The organism is Bradyrhizobium australiense (assembly GCF_013114825.1).
Lineage (GTDB): Bacteria > Pseudomonadota > Alphaproteobacteria > Rhizobiales > Xanthobacteraceae > Bradyrhizobium > Bradyrhizobium australiense.
Genome location: NZ_JAAVLX010000010.1, coordinates 22,861 through 35,656 on the forward strand (window position 1 = coordinate 22,861; position 12,796 = coordinate 35,656).

Consider the following 12,796-nt stretch of genomic DNA (forward strand, 5'->3'; position numbering starts at 1 on the left):
CGGTACACCTCACAGACCAGGCCGGGAACCAGCCCGGCCCGCATATGGGGATGGTACCGTGATGCTCAATGCTTCCCAAATTAAGAGTTTGCAACCTGGAGCCCATGCTGATGCCGGCGGGCTGTACCTGATCGTTCGCGACAACGGTGCCCGGCGCTGGGCCTTCCGCTTTACAGGGACGGACGGCAAGCGCGCCCAGATGGAGTTCGCGACGGCCGGCGACAAGGAGGGGCAGCTCTCGCTGAGCGAAGCGCGCGATCAGGCGCGCGCGTACCGCCTCGCGCTCAAGAAGGATGGCATCGATCCCCGCCACAAAAAAAGGATCGAGGACAACGCCAGCACGACCTTCGCCGAACACTGGAACGCGAACTATAAGGCTTGGTGCGTTGGAAAGCATCCGGACGAAGAGAAGGCATGGCAGCGTTCGCTGCGCGACGTCCCCAGCCTGCACAAGCTGACTCTTCAAGAGATCGACACGACGCACGTTAAGAAGGCGCTCGAGAAGATCTGGCACGAGAAGCCGATTACAGCGAACCGCACGCGCGGGCGTATCGAGAAGGTCCTCGATGCAGCGAAGGTCGAAAGGCTCCGCACCGGCGACAATCCGGCTTCGTGGCGGGGCAATCTCAAATTCGTGTTCACCTCCGCCCGCAAGCTCAACAAGAAGAAGGGTCACGCATCGGTACCCTACGCGAAAGCGCCGTCCTTGATGGCTGAGCTTAACGACGACCCCACCCGCGTCGCCCGGTGCGTGGAAGTTGGCATCCTGACGGTGGCCCGGAGCCAAGAGATCCGGCTGATGGAATGGACCGAGATCGATTTCAAAAAGCGTACCTGGCTGATCCCGGGCGAGAAGATGAAGATCAAGGAGGACGCCGAACAGAAGCCACGCGACCACCTCGTGCCGCTGACCGATCAGGCGATCGCGATCATCAAAACGATGCCGCGACTCGGCAGGTACGTGTTCCCCTCAGACCACACGGTCGAGCATCAGCCGTTCTTCCCGAATGCGCTGACGAACTGCATCAAGCGCGCCGGTTTCGATGCAACAATGCACGGCATACGGACCAGCTTCAGGAACTGGGGCGCGGACAACGAGAAGCACAACTTCCGGCGCGAGGTGTTGGAGTTCTGTCTCGCTCATCGCGTCGGCGATGAGGCGGAGCGGTCCTATTGGACCTCAGACATGATCAAGCGTCGACGCATCGCGATGGAGGCGTGGGCGAACTTCGTGAAACCACCAGACTAGCAAGAGAAAGCCCGGCCGCGCACCACCGCAAGCCGGGCTCTAGAAACCAAGGTCATTAGGGGACCTCGATGAACGACATAGATACCCGCTCGGAGTCGGGCGCGCAACCGTTTTGGTGCACTTCGATTTCGAAGGTGCACTCATGAGGCGCGGTTGCACCAAGACAGACGTCATCCGCGCTCGCGGCCGACTCGCCAACGCCAAAACGTGGTTCGCCCATCGCGGATGGGATGTTCTCCCCGACAACGAAAGAGGTCGGCGGATCCTTCAGTGGGGTGCCGACCACGCCTGGCTGGCGGGGCCAGCCAATCCGAAGCGATCGGTTCGCAGCTGGTGCCTGAGATGGGCTCCGTGGCTAACGGATGCGGAACTCAACCAGCTAGTCCGCGAGACAGAGGCCCGCGACAAGCGCTGGACCAACGACCAGTCCGCCACCGTGCTCGAGATTGGCGTCCGCGACCGCGAGGCTCTTAGACTCTGGTTCTTCGGCGCCGATGACGATCCGAACTATCAGCGCCGTCAGGAGCTGAAGCGTGCGAAAGACGCCGCGCGAAAACGCAAGTCCCGGGTTGCTCATAACACCGGACGGCCGCGCGGTCGCCCTCCGCTTGACCTGTCGCCGGAAGAGTTGGCAGCGCGCAAACGGGAACAAGCCGCCGAACGCCAGAGACGTCGCCGCGCGTCACGCAAAAATAAGTCACGCGACATAATAGATATAGGGAGCGTGACGAATTTAAGCGTGACACCAACCGCCAAGGTCAGCGCCGAGCGCCCAAGCGCGACGGCGCGCATGACCCCGGACGACGTGATCGAGGTTGCCGACGCCGAACTACTGTCAGAAATCAAGATAGCCATTCCCAGGAAGCCCGACGTGATCGTGCTGGTCCAGCTCCCCAAGGCCGGTCGCGCTCAGGCGCGCCGGCCAATCCACGCCGGCATGTTGGAAAAGTGGCGGGAGCGCCGCGCCACATTCGGGGGGCAGCAATGAGCAGCAATTTGCCCATGATCCGTCCTTCATCGAGGCTCGATCTGGCCGTCCCTCAAGGCCTGCAGGCTGCAACGGCGCCCTTTCATATCGCCACCCCTCTCGCCGCCGCCCTCGACCAGGTCGACGGTGAAGAGTTCCGCGACCTCGTTCGCGTCAACGGTGCCGGCGACCTCTGGGTTCTGTGGGACGCCGACGGGGATCCACGGGACCTCTGGCGATACGCCGATCGAGCGGCGTCATATCTGGAGCGACTACCCGCATTGCCTGACGTGGAAGCCGCGCATCGAGTTGTGCGCGCCGACCTCGATGCCGAGCCCCCGATCGAGGTCCGGGCCGAGCTGATCTTCACCATGCTCGATGCCCAGAACACCACAGCGACCCAGACCTACCTGCAGCTGCTCGCGTCCAAGCTCGGCAACTCTCCACGGCGTCAAACCGAGAAGTATGAGCGCACTCGCCCGTGGTTCTCGACGGCGGCGATAGCCGCCACAATCGACGAGGTAGTCGAGACCATGACGCCGAAGCACGGCCGGCCGATCGACATCGCCGACATCCTCGACATCGCGGGCAGGCACGCAAGCGAGCTGATCCGCCTCGACACGGCATTGGAGACGATTGGCAAGGCAATCCCGGTGCTCAGTCAAATTGTCGACGCGGTGACGGACGTTCCGCGACCGGCGACCCTTAGGCCGCGGGGGTGGCAGCCGCCACCGATGGGTCCTGATGAAGAGCCACCGCCGTTCTGACCTGCGCCGGGGAGGCTTCCGCGGCATTATCCTGGGCCGCGGTACGGAGGCAGGCGTTAACGAAAAAGTTGCCGGCAGGGCACAATTATCCCCCGACAGGTGTTCAGGCTTACCGATTCAGGATCGACGTCTTCACCGTCGACAACCTGCCCATGGCTCGCCTTGCCGATTACATGTCGCAGTTGGCGGTGATGCTCGGCAACCGCGAGCGCGTGCACTTCTCACATCTTGAGCACGGCAGCGCGGTTCTGGTCTCGCGTGTCGAGCCGCAGGCTTTCCCCACGGTCGAGGCGCGTATTGCCCTCGTCAGGCGCGGCGATGGTCCCAAGGATGCCATGGAGGCATTCAAGACCATCGACACCATGCTGGCCAAGGACGGCGCGGTTGGCGTTCTGATGACGCCCACAGAGGGCAACGTCATCGAATTTCCCGGGCGCAACCGGCCCAAGCCGGTAAAGTACGGCCCCTTCCGCGAACCAGGCACCCTCGACGGGCGCATTATCCGCATCGGCGGTCGTGACGAGACCATCCCCGTGTGGCTCAAGCACGGCGACGCGGAATATCATTGCAGCGTGCGCGATGAAGAAGTCGCGCGACGCCTAGCCACCTATTACCTGCGCGGCGTGGTGCGTGTGTTCGGCAGCGGCAAATGGCTACGCGAAGAAAGCGGAAGCTGGACGTTGCAGCAATTCGACATCACTGGTTTCGAAGTGTTGGACGATACCTCGATCGTGGACGTCATCGGTCGCTTGCGCGCTGTAGAAGGCGCGCGCTGGCAAGAGAGTGAGGATGCCTTGAGCGACATTCTCGGCTTGCGCCGCGATGAACAGGATCGCCACTGAATGGCGATTGTGGCCTTCGACACGAGCTTTCTCATTAAGCTGCCGAAGGTGACAGGCAAAGGCAGCGTCGATTCGCGGCTCGCCTACCTGATCGCGACGCTGGACAAAAACAAGGACGACATCATCATCCCCACACCAGCATTGAGCGAAGTGCTGATCGGCGCCGGCGACGCCGCGCCGGCCTATCTCGACATCCTCAACAAGACCGCGCGAATCCGGATCGCGCCGTTTGGCACGCGCGCAGCTGTGGAAGCGGCAGCCCGTCACCGCGAGGCGATCGATGCAGGCGACAAGAAGGAAGGCGCGCCGAATTGGGACAAGGTGAAATACGATCGCCAGATCGTTGCCATCGCCAAAGTCGAGGGCGCAGAGCGTATCTATTCCGAAGATGCCGACGTGGCGCGGTTTGGCAAAGCATCCGGCATGTCGGTATTCCGGCTTGCCGATCTTGAATCGCCTCCGCCAAAGACGCCGGACTTGTTCGACCGCTTGAGTCCCACAGATCAGACCGACGCCTCCTGATAATTGAGGAGCGTGCCGCTTAGATTCACGCCCACGCCCCTGCAGATTTTTTCTCCGTGATCACCCGTCACCGACGGCGGCCCTCAGGCCGCCCGGCGTCAGCATACGACCTCGAAAGGTAGGCGATCCGGGCCTGGTACACCGCCGATACTCGGCGATCCGACCTCGATGGTCGGCGACGTGCCGCTCGACGCGTGAAAGAGGTAATCCGACAGTTCACGGCTGCCGTCGGTGGCAATCCTCAACCGCACCAAGTGGTGTTGATTCGGTCCGTCGGCGAGCTGACGGCCATCACTGGGGTCAATGCCCAATGGGATCTGGGCATGGCATCGAACGCAACATCGCTCTTCGTGGGGGTAATCAGGCAGAACATGCCCGCGACGCGAGATCGCCGACGATCGCCGCGCGATCTGCCGATCGAGCGTGCAGCACCACTTGATGACCATCGTCAAGAAGCGACTGGGCCGCCGCGCGACCGAGCCCGTCGGTGCTGCCGGTGATGAAGACGAACGCCATTTGATCCTCCTCCCCGCCCCTAAGTCACAACTTGTCCAGGGGAAGGAAGCAACAGGATTGGGGCGGCCGATTCAACCGGTTGCGTGCTCCGCCAGCCGAGGTCGGCCCGGAACTCGTTCGCGGGCATGCTGGGCGGAACGCGGTGACCAGCACCAGACCCATGCCGACGCATGCGCTTTCGTACCTTGGACGCGCAAGGCACGCCTTGAAGCACGCCAAATTCCATCCATATACCATCCATACAGCTGATATAGGTGGGAAAGCGATGGCCAGCAACGTTCACGAAATCCGACCAAAGCCCTCTGACACCGAAAAAATCACGATCAATCTTGGTTTGTCGATCTCGGTCAGGTCGACTTGATGGTCCAGGAGGGATTCTACTCGAACCGGACCGATTTCATCCGGACCGCAATCCGCAACCAGCTCGAACGTCACGCCGATGTCGTCAAGCAGTCCGCGGCCCGAAACAACCTGGACCTCGGCTTGCGGAACTACAGCCCGCGAGGATCTTGCGGCGGCGCAGCGGGCGGGCGAGATGCTGCACATCAATGTTCTGGGCCTCGCCACCATCGCCCAAGACGTCACGCCCGAACTCGCTCGGGCCACGATTGCTTCGGTCTCCGTGCTGGGAGCTCTGCACGCCAGTCCCGCCGTCAAATCCGCTCTCGCCGACAGAATGAGGTAAGGCCATGCTGAAACTGGACATCGTTCGCGAAGCCACACGCCTCACGCACTCGGGCCAACTCGTTGAGGCCACCGCGCTGCTCCAACGCATGCTTCGGGGTGAGAACGCACCGGACGCCACCGCCCCCACCCCACACCGCTCCCCCGCGACAGAACGAGAGCCGCCGACCATCGACGCCAAGGCACATGCCACGGAGACGAGGAGTCCGCGTCGCGCGGTCCGTCCGCCGGTGGATTTCGCCAAGAACATCCCAGGGCTCGGCCTCGGAGGATCGCTGAAGCGCGCCCCGCCATCCATGGGAGACATCGTGCCGGACGGCGCCAGGTTCGTCGAAGGCAGCTACGGGAATGCCGCGGGAAGCCGCGCCTACCGCCTCTTCATCCCCAGCGGCTATCATGGACAGGCCATTCCGCTGGTGATCATGCTCCACGGCTGCACGCAGTCGCCGGAGGATTTCGCCGCCGGCACGCGGATGAACTTCATCGCCGAAGAGCACACCTGCTTCGTGGCCTATCCCGCGCAGCGGGCCGAAGCCAACCAGGCGAAATGCTGGAACTGGTTTCGTCCGGGCGACCAGCAACGCGGCGGCGGCGACCCCTCGCTCATCGCGGGCATCACCCGCCAGATCATGCGCGACCATGCGATCGACCCACAACGCGTCTATGTCGCCGGACTGTCGGCCGGGGCCGCGGCCGCCGCCGTGATGGGATCGAGGTACGGCGATCTGTACGCAGCGATCGGCATACACTCCGGACTGGCCTGCGGGGCCGCCACCGACCTGCCCTCTGCGCTGATCGCGATGAAGCAAGGAGGCGGGTCCGAGGCAATGCCGGGCGACGGACTGCCCATTCCGACGATCGTCTTCCATGGCGATCGCGACACCACGGTGCATTCGAAAAACGGCGGTCGAATTGTCCGGCAGTCCATCGCAGCGACGAGCACGACGGTGAAGGTGCACCGCGGACGGGTACCGGGAGGGCATGCCTACACCCGCACGGTCCACATCGACGCCGGCGGACGCGGAATCCTCGAGCACTGGGAAATCCACGGAGCCGGACACGCATGGTCGGGGGGCAACCCCGCCGGCTCGTACACCGATCCGGACGGACCAGATGCAACGAGGGAAATGCTTCGTTTCTTCCTTGAGCATTCGCTCCCACAGGGACGGAATTAGAGGTGGCGTCGGCTTTTCATCCCGATCGTGGGAAGCGGACTCGTAGTCGTTCTCCATCGTACGAAGCGGAAGAGGAGAGATCTCAATCCGGTCTGAGCCTCGACCAGTGAGCCCGGCTGGGCTAACCGCTGCGGATACGACGTCTACTCCGATCAGGTCTTGTGCTTCTGTTTGGCCGCCGCCTCGCGAGCCAGCCGCTCCGCCTTTAACCGCTCCCGATTAGCATGGAACGCCTGTTGGGCGCGTTCATGCTCCGACAGTGCTACCTTGGCGTCCGCGTCTCTAAAGACCTTTCGAGCTTCCCGTTCGGCCGTGCTGGGCGTCCTCCGCTCGGACATGCGATTGTTCATTGCTCCCTCCTCGGGTCGCACACGGTCCTGGCGCAAGTGGTGCGCACATCAGGACCGCCAACCTAGGTGGTAGGTTTTCCTCCGGCTTGGGCTTTGGGGGCATGGTGCCGGAGGCAGGGATTCGACGCCTGACGAAGCCGTTGGTTCCAGGCACCGTCCGGTTCGTCAACGTCACTGACGGTAATTCCCCGGGATTGTTGTTCCGCGAAACAATTGGATGGAGTCGAGCCACAACCGCGAGGGCCGTGGCGGGACGCAATGCAACACCAAGGAACGTGAAACGGCCGGAGATTGCAGAAATTGTGTTCGTTGGCCTTTTGGCACCGAGACAATGAGCGCAGCAGCCGCGGAGAGCCGGGCATCACCGTTGGCATGTGGGACGGCAGTGCGCATGACCGCCGGAATTGTTTGTATCACCCGTCTCCCACGGCCCCGACGAGTCAAAGCCGCATCACCGCTTTGAAGCGCTCGCCCAAGCTTCCAGTTCACACGACCGTTAAGGCCGCTTAGCTAAGGACTACGCCCGCTCAACGCTGCAGCTTACGCTAATGATTCCGGCGTCCCGTCACCAACGGGTGCACGCAAACGAGAGGGGGATCTTCGACCAAATGAACCAAGGTTGCTCATGAACGGCTCTGTCGCGCCCAACCGAACAACGCGCCGGCCGTCCAGCGGCAGCCACGTTCGCCGGCCCGACATCGCATCCGAACTCATTAGCCGTAAGGAAATCTCTTAATGATTAAGCTGGCTGGCAGGAAAGTAACGTTCGAGATCACCTTCAATGTTACCGACCCTGAAGCAATGCGAGCAGCAGCGCTGCGTTGCTATTTGGCGGCTGGTGGCAGCGAGGAGCAGTTCGTCGAAAACGAGCGGAGCGAGGACAAGATTGCGGACACACCGATCGGCGCTTGGGTTCTGGCGCTGCTCGATCATCCCCGCGAGTATGGGCCAGGGTTTGACGAATTTTCGCACCGGGTCGACAGCGGCGCATTCTACCAGCCTCCACCATTGCCGGATGGATTTGATCCGGCGACCTCTGTCAGCGGATCCCAAATCGCCGAGCTCATGAGAGTCGCGCTCGAGAGCGACCGTTGGAATGACTTGAAACCAGTGCTTCCCAAGCGCTTCAGGTCACTTGTGACAAACCCGGTCTGGTATGCCGACCCTGCTCTCTACGAAACGAGAGAGCCTTGGTACTTCCAAATTACAAATCGTGAATATGCTGATTATGACTCTGCCAACAAGGAACAGCTGTTCAAGGATGTGATCTACAAGATTGGTCGTGCCGACATTATCGCGGCGTTGGCCAACCTCGCCGCAAATCGACCGCGCCGCATTGTCGAGATCATGAACGATTGTGCGGATGTAGTTCTTGCAGACATTTTCTTTCAAACGGTCGTGTTCAAGGACCACTGCTACTATGACTGATTGCTGAAATGGTACCCCGACGAGGCCACATATCAAATAGTTAACGATTGCGGAGTGCGTATGATTACAGCAAACCCGGTGCCAGAAATGTCACGCGCCTCCGCTATCGCTGAAGCCCAGGCGCTTGTACGGCAATGTGCAGAACCGTGTCCCGCTGGGACCAATATCAAGGGTGCTATCCGGAAGGCATCCAAGCATATAGGAATGCCATATTCGCGCGCGAGAAACATCTGGTATGGCGAGGCAAGGAGGATTGAGGCCGCAGAAATGGATCAATTGCGCCGCGGAGCAGAGATCGCTGGGATAGCTCAGGCCGTCGCTGGTGTGGAAATTTTGAGAGGCATGCTGGCATCACGTTTTCCGGACGCGGATCGCATATTAGCCGAACTCGCTGCAACACTGCGTGAACACAGGGGCGGTTCAAACGAGCTTGGTCAGTAGTCCGTCGGCAGAGCGGCGTGCTCGACGAAGCGACCATTCGAGCCGACGGGACGCCGTAGCACGACGCCCGGCTTCGCCATGGTGACGGCGACGATGTCCGGATCATCCGTCTCCTGCGCGGCACCCTGATTAAAGAGATTGCTGCTCGCGCCCCAAGCCACCAGCGCAGCCTTCATCGACGGCGCCGCGACCGCCTGGTCGTAGAAGCCGAGCGACGTGACGAAGGTTTTCAGCTTCCGCGGCATTCGAGCTTCCGGCCCTAGAATTTGACTGTGGTACGCATCCCGAACACCGCCGCGTCCTTCAGCGCCCGCCCCGCGAGCGGACCGGAAGGATTCGCTGCGCCTCCGCCTGGATGGACGATGTACTGGAAGTTCGGCTGCACGGTCCATCCATCGCGGATCTGGTACTGGTAGACGGCCGTGAAGAGCCCCTCGAAGCTGCGGACCGGCCAACCAGGAGCAACGAGCGCCCGATAATCGGCATCGAGCTGCTGGGCGCGCTTGGAGACATGTGCATACCCGATGCCTATACCGAACTTGTCGTCGGGCCTGCTGTCGTACAGGCCGATGAACTCAATGCCGGCGTCGGCATACAGGTCGATCAGATTGCGGTCGGCGGGTGCGCCGGCCGCGCGCACGAACACCCCGATCCCCCGGTCGTCGCTGTGGGGCACCCGGTAGATCTGTTGTTCGAACACGCCCCAGGCACCGACGTCGCCAGCCAGGAGAAGCGGATCTCCGCTGCTGGCGGGAGCCGCGAGCGAAACGCCATTCGATGCCAGCTGCTGATCGGGAAAGGCACCGAAGTGCCGCCAACCGCCGAACTTTACCTGGCCTGCAAGATTCGGATCGCCCTTCTTGTTGTTCCAGGCGTACTGGATTTGGCCGAGCACCAGCGGCGGATCGTTGATCCGGAAATTGAGTCCGTAGCGATTGCGCTCCTGCGGATCGCCGGGTCCCGGTCCCGCCTGGTTCCCATCGAAGATTCCGACCAAGCCGGAGAGTTGCTCGGAGAAATTGACGAGCAAGCGCGTCCCCATGGCCGCGAGCGGTGGCGACGGCCCGCCGCTCAGCAGGTCAACCGACGTGATCGCGGGCCAACCCATCGAGGCGTTGGTGAACACGTCGGTGTACTTGGTGTTGAAGAACTCGCTGTCGGCCGCGAGTTGTCCGAATTTGAGGGAAACCTTCTTCGCCCCCCACTGTTTTTCGAAATACGCCTCGTAAAGGCGCGTGGAAGGCAGCGCCTCTATGCCGCTCACCACGAAGAAGTTCTGCAGGTTACTGCGGGACAGTCCGTCGCCGTGGATCTGGAAGACGTTGGCATGGAAGGTTAGCCCGTCGATCCCGATGAGCTTCCGCAGGTCGGCATCGACCGCTAGGTTCAGCCGGCCCTCGTAGATCGCGCCCCGCTTCAGTCCCCCGGACCCGTTCCCGAGCACCTCTCCGATATAGGTCGCCGCGAACTTGACCCCGTACTTCTGGAGCGGATTTGGCAAGAGACCGAGCGTCTTCTCTTCGACCGTGCTTTCGCCGGTGTCTGGATCGGCGGGCTTGTCGTTATCCGTCTTCTTGTCCTCCTGGGCATGCGCAAGCGCCGCCGACACCAAGAGCGAGGCGACGCCCAGAAGCAGGACTACCGATGTCGCACGCTTTGATCCGCGAACCATTTGTTGGCCCAGCCAATTTGGCCAGTGGGACATCTTCAGCGGCCGATTTCAAGGTCAACCCCGCCCGCCGATCTTTGGATATCCCAGCCCATGTTGCCGTACTCTATCGACTTCGGGAGTCCGGCGCACCCAAGTGCCGGGCCTACGACGCGGTCAGAGCTGGATCGGGTGCGTCTTGGTCTGCCTTCGGGCCGCGATGGTCCGGGGCCGCCGCGGCATGATCCGGAGTCCAATCGCTTGCGTTACGATTCGTGGTGTTTGCCGGCGCCGCACCGTTGAGGTATCGCGGGTCGCTGCTTCTCCCAGAGAGCTTCCTCGGCCTGCGCCCTTTCGTCGATCGCAGCGCGCTCGGCTTCTATCGTGGCCGTCTCGTCATGCTCCCGCCGAGCCTTGTCCAGCGCCGCCTGCGCCTTGACGGCAACCTCACCCGGAAGCACTGAATGCCAGCCATCGACTGTCTCGACGGATTCCGCGGAGCTTCTGCTGAGGCGAATGCCGGCCAAGCTCGATGACCTCTGCCGCGAGCGAGATGCGCTCGCGGCGCCGGCAAAGCCGTCGTCCCGAAACTAGGCTTTCGTTTGCGGCGACATTTCAGGCCGGCGGATCTGTCCGTAAACTAACGATCGCTCCTGCCGTTGTGCTGCATCCGAGTGCCCACGATCTGCCTCTTGAACGGCGCCGGCTTCTTCCATCAGACCCACAGAGCGGTCGACGATTGCCATGCGCTGCTTGAGATCCTGGCCTACGAAAAGACAATGCGGGTTTGGGCAGAGCATTCGCCTTTCGACCTCAAAGACGCTCTCAAGCGGCGCGGCTATCGCTGGAGCGCTGGAAACGACGGCAGGCCGCGGTCATGGTACGTTGACGTTGACGAACACAAGCTGGACGACGAAATCGCGTTTCTCAAGACCGAGATTTTTCTCCAGGACGCGGAGCCGCGCTTGCAGACCTTAACGGCGTTTGATCGGTTTTCGGTCCGTGCATAAGACCGCCTAGTCAGAACCGCAATGTCCGCTACGCGGCGATCTTCTGGGAGTGCTCGGACTTGATTTCGCCATGCCGCCTCGTTGCGCGGGGCAAGCTCATTGCCATGCCTGCCTTCAAAGCCACCTTCACCGGAGCGGCAATAGCAACGCTAGTCCTGGTTGCGGTCAACCAGCGCGCCCTGTGGCCGCTCGAGGTCGCTGCACTGAAGCAACCGTACGAAGCGCCTGCGCCGAAGTCCGACCGCCTTGACGGTCTGGTCAAACTGCGCGAGGCAATGATGCGGGCCGCATCGCGGCCACGACCCGAGGCCCCCGAGCCGCCATTGCAGCAAGTCACGCTTGGCTCGATGTCTGGGGCGGCTTCCGATCCGTCGTTAATTTCCGCCCCCAAAGTTGGCGACGATTCTGTCGAGACAAAGTTGGTGGCCCTCGACCACCCCGATGCCGCCCAACCGGTGCCGACAACGCGCGATGCGTTCGGCGATGCCTCCAACCCGGCGCCAGCGGCGCAGGATTTCCGGTATCTCATTTATAACGTCTGGTCCGAACTACCGCCTGCCGAGAAGCCTGCGGAAATCGTCTTGCGTTCGCTCAAGGACATTCCGGTCGGAACGCCGGTCGAAGAGATCAAACGCGCTTCCGACGCGTTCGGTCTGGACTTCAATTTCATGAAAGCGGTTGCCAAGATCGAGTCCGGTTTCGACCCTAACCAACGCACCGGGTCGTATATCGGCCTGTTCCAGCTGAGCGAATATGAGTTCAGAAAATTCGGTGCCGGGCAGATTCGCAGTCCCCGCGACAATGCCGTTGCGGCCGCCTACAAGGTCATCACCGAAGGCATTCTGTTCGAGTGGGTGACGCACAGGAAGCCGACCTTGAGCGATCTTTACTTGATCCATCAACAAGGCTGGGAAGGCGCCGCCGAGCACATCAGCCAACCTGATCGCATCGCCTGGAAATCCATGTGCGCCACCAGCGAAGGCAGGGAGAAAGGCGAAAAGTGGTGCAGGCGCGCGATCTGGGCCAATACCCTTCCTGCCGTCAAACAGACGTGGAAAACGGTCGACAAGCTGACCTCGGGTGCATTCGTCGGAATGTGGCAAGCGCGGGTTGCTGAGTTCTATTCGAAATACATGGCCACCGCCGCCGCCGGAGAGGCGAAGCAGTAATTTGCTTTGAGTGGCAGTAGGAGACGCG

Annotated in this window: 12 protein-coding genes and 4 pseudogenes; 11 read left to right on the forward strand and 5 right to left on the reverse strand. The window is 61.8% G+C overall.

Translation table 11 applies throughout. The features are described from left to right. Window positions 1-61: 61 nt before the first annotated feature. The 5 genes from HCN58_RS27585 (at window position 62) to HCN58_RS27605 (ending at window position 4,347) form a co-directional block, all read left to right on the forward strand. On the forward strand, window positions 62-1,249 hold the full coding sequence (locus HCN58_RS27585) for a tyrosine-type recombinase/integrase (protein WP_235983960.1): 1,188 nt from the start codon (window positions 62-64) through the stop codon (window positions 1,247-1,249). 115 nt (window positions 1,250-1,364) lie between these two features. Further along, window positions 1,365-2,237, forward strand: a complete 873-nt coding sequence (locus HCN58_RS27590; RefSeq protein WP_171582523.1) for a hypothetical protein — start codon at window positions 1,365-1,367, stop codon at window positions 2,235-2,237. Beyond that, a complete protein-coding gene (locus tag HCN58_RS27595) occupies window positions 2,234-2,983 on the forward strand; it encodes a hypothetical protein (protein WP_171582524.1) in 750 nt (249 codons plus the stop codon). Before HCN58_RS27590 ends, HCN58_RS27595 begins: the two co-directional genes overlap by 4 nt. Window positions 2,984-3,135: 152 nt before the next feature. After that, window positions 3,136-3,825, forward strand: coding sequence for a hypothetical protein (locus tag HCN58_RS27600; RefSeq protein WP_171582525.1), 690 nt, complete (start codon window positions 3,136-3,138; stop codon window positions 3,823-3,825). Then, window positions 3,826-4,347, forward strand: a complete 522-nt coding sequence (locus tag HCN58_RS27605) for a PIN domain-containing protein (protein ID WP_171582526.1) — start codon at window positions 3,826-3,828, stop codon at window positions 4,345-4,347. Window positions 4,348-4,719: 372 nt separating this feature from the next. Here the strand turns inward: HCN58_RS27605 and HCN58_RS27610 are convergent. Beyond that, window positions 4,720-4,863, reverse strand: a pseudogene (locus tag HCN58_RS27610) (SDR family NAD(P)-dependent oxidoreductase); the annotation flags it as partial. A 265-nt stretch (window positions 4,864-5,128) separates the two neighbouring features. Here HCN58_RS27610 and HCN58_RS27615 point away from each other — a divergent pair. Both HCN58_RS27615 and HCN58_RS27620 read left to right on the forward strand, forming a co-directional pair. Then, window positions 5,129-5,548 (forward strand): annotated as a pseudogene (locus HCN58_RS27615) (ribbon-helix-helix domain-containing protein). 4 nt (window positions 5,549-5,552) lie between these two features. Beyond that, a complete protein-coding gene (locus tag HCN58_RS27620; RefSeq protein ID WP_171582527.1) occupies window positions 5,553-6,722 on the forward strand; it encodes an extracellular catalytic domain type 1 short-chain-length polyhydroxyalkanoate depolymerase in 1,170 nt (389 codons plus the stop codon). A gap of 152 nt (window positions 6,723-6,874) precedes the next feature. Here the strand turns inward: HCN58_RS27620 and HCN58_RS27625 are convergent, their stop codons facing one another. Next, window positions 6,875-7,072: a hypothetical protein gene (locus tag HCN58_RS27625; protein ID WP_171582528.1), complete on the reverse strand. Its 198-nt coding sequence runs from the start codon at window positions 7,070-7,072 to the stop codon at window positions 6,875-6,877. A 735-nt stretch (window positions 7,073-7,807) separates the two neighbouring features. On the opposite strand from HCN58_RS27625, the gene HCN58_RS27630 reads away from it, so the two are divergent. Beyond that, window positions 7,808-8,500 carry a hypothetical protein gene (locus HCN58_RS27630; RefSeq protein ID WP_171582529.1) on the forward strand — a complete coding sequence of 231 codons (693 nt, stop codon included), beginning with the start codon at window positions 7,808-7,810 and terminating at the stop codon, window positions 8,498-8,500. Window positions 8,501-8,560: 60 nt separating this feature from the next. Continuing rightward, window positions 8,561-8,941, forward strand: a complete 381-nt coding sequence (locus HCN58_RS27635; RefSeq protein WP_171582530.1) for a hypothetical protein — start codon at window positions 8,561-8,563, stop codon at window positions 8,939-8,941. Here the strand turns inward: HCN58_RS27635 and HCN58_RS27640 are convergent. The 3 genes and pseudogenes from HCN58_RS27640 to HCN58_RS27650 all read right to left on the reverse strand — a co-directional run. Beyond that, window positions 8,941-9,186 (reverse strand): annotated as a pseudogene (locus tag HCN58_RS27640) (cell envelope biogenesis protein TolA); the annotation flags it as partial. The gene HCN58_RS27635 and the pseudogene HCN58_RS27640 sit on opposite strands and share 1 nt — an antisense overlap. Before the next feature lie 14 nt (window positions 9,187-9,200). After that, window positions 9,201-10,613 carry a carbohydrate porin gene (locus HCN58_RS27645; RefSeq protein WP_171582531.1) on the reverse strand — a complete coding sequence of 471 codons (1,413 nt, stop codon included), beginning with the start codon at window positions 10,611-10,613 and terminating at the stop codon, window positions 9,201-9,203. 242 nt (window positions 10,614-10,855) lie between these two features. Continuing rightward, window positions 10,856-11,116: a hypothetical protein gene (locus HCN58_RS27650; protein ID WP_171582504.1), complete on the reverse strand. Its 261-nt coding sequence runs from the start codon at window positions 11,114-11,116 to the stop codon at window positions 10,856-10,858. 162 nt (window positions 11,117-11,278) lie between these two features. On the opposite strand from HCN58_RS27650, the pseudogene HCN58_RS27655 reads away from it, so the two are divergent. Both HCN58_RS27655 and HCN58_RS27660 read left to right on the forward strand, forming a co-directional pair. Beyond that, window positions 11,279-11,599, forward strand: a pseudogene (locus HCN58_RS27655) (3'-5' exonuclease); the annotation flags it as partial. A gap of 59 nt (window positions 11,600-11,658) precedes the next feature. After that, window positions 11,659-12,768: a lysozyme family protein gene (locus HCN58_RS27660; RefSeq protein WP_235983932.1), complete on the forward strand. Its 1,110-nt coding sequence runs from the start codon at window positions 11,659-11,661 to the stop codon at window positions 12,766-12,768. Window positions 12,769-12,796 lie beyond the last annotated feature (28 nt).

Excerpts from the sequence above, each read along its gene's own strand:
- HCN58_RS27585 (WP_235983960.1), top strand. The coding sequence starts at position 62 with ATGCTCAATGCTTCCCAAATTAAGAGTTTGCAACCTGGAGCCCATGCT.
- HCN58_RS27595 (WP_171582524.1), top strand. The coding sequence starts at position 2,234 with ATGAGCAGCAATTTGCCCATGATCCGTCCTTCATCGAGGCTCGATCTG.
- HCN58_RS27600 (WP_171582525.1), top strand. The coding sequence starts at position 3,136 with ATGGCTCGCCTTGCCGATTACATGTCGCAGTTGGCGGTGATGCTCGGC.
- HCN58_RS27605 (WP_171582526.1), top strand. The coding sequence starts at position 3,826 with ATGGCGATTGTGGCCTTCGACACGAGCTTTCTCATTAAGCTGCCGAAG.
- HCN58_RS27620 (WP_171582527.1), top strand. The coding sequence starts at position 5,553 with ATGCTGAAACTGGACATCGTTCGCGAAGCCACACGCCTCACGCACTCG.
- HCN58_RS27625 (WP_171582528.1), bottom strand. The coding sequence starts at position 7,072 with ATGAACAATCGCATGTCCGAGCGGAGGACGCCCAGCACGGCCGAACGG.
- HCN58_RS27630 (WP_171582529.1), top strand. The coding sequence starts at position 7,808 with ATGATTAAGCTGGCTGGCAGGAAAGTAACGTTCGAGATCACCTTCAAT.
- HCN58_RS27635 (WP_171582530.1), top strand. The coding sequence starts at position 8,561 with ATGATTACAGCAAACCCGGTGCCAGAAATGTCACGCGCCTCCGCTATC.
- HCN58_RS27645 (WP_171582531.1), bottom strand. The coding sequence starts at position 10,613 with ATGGTTCGCGGATCAAAGCGTGCGACATCGGTAGTCCTGCTTCTGGGC.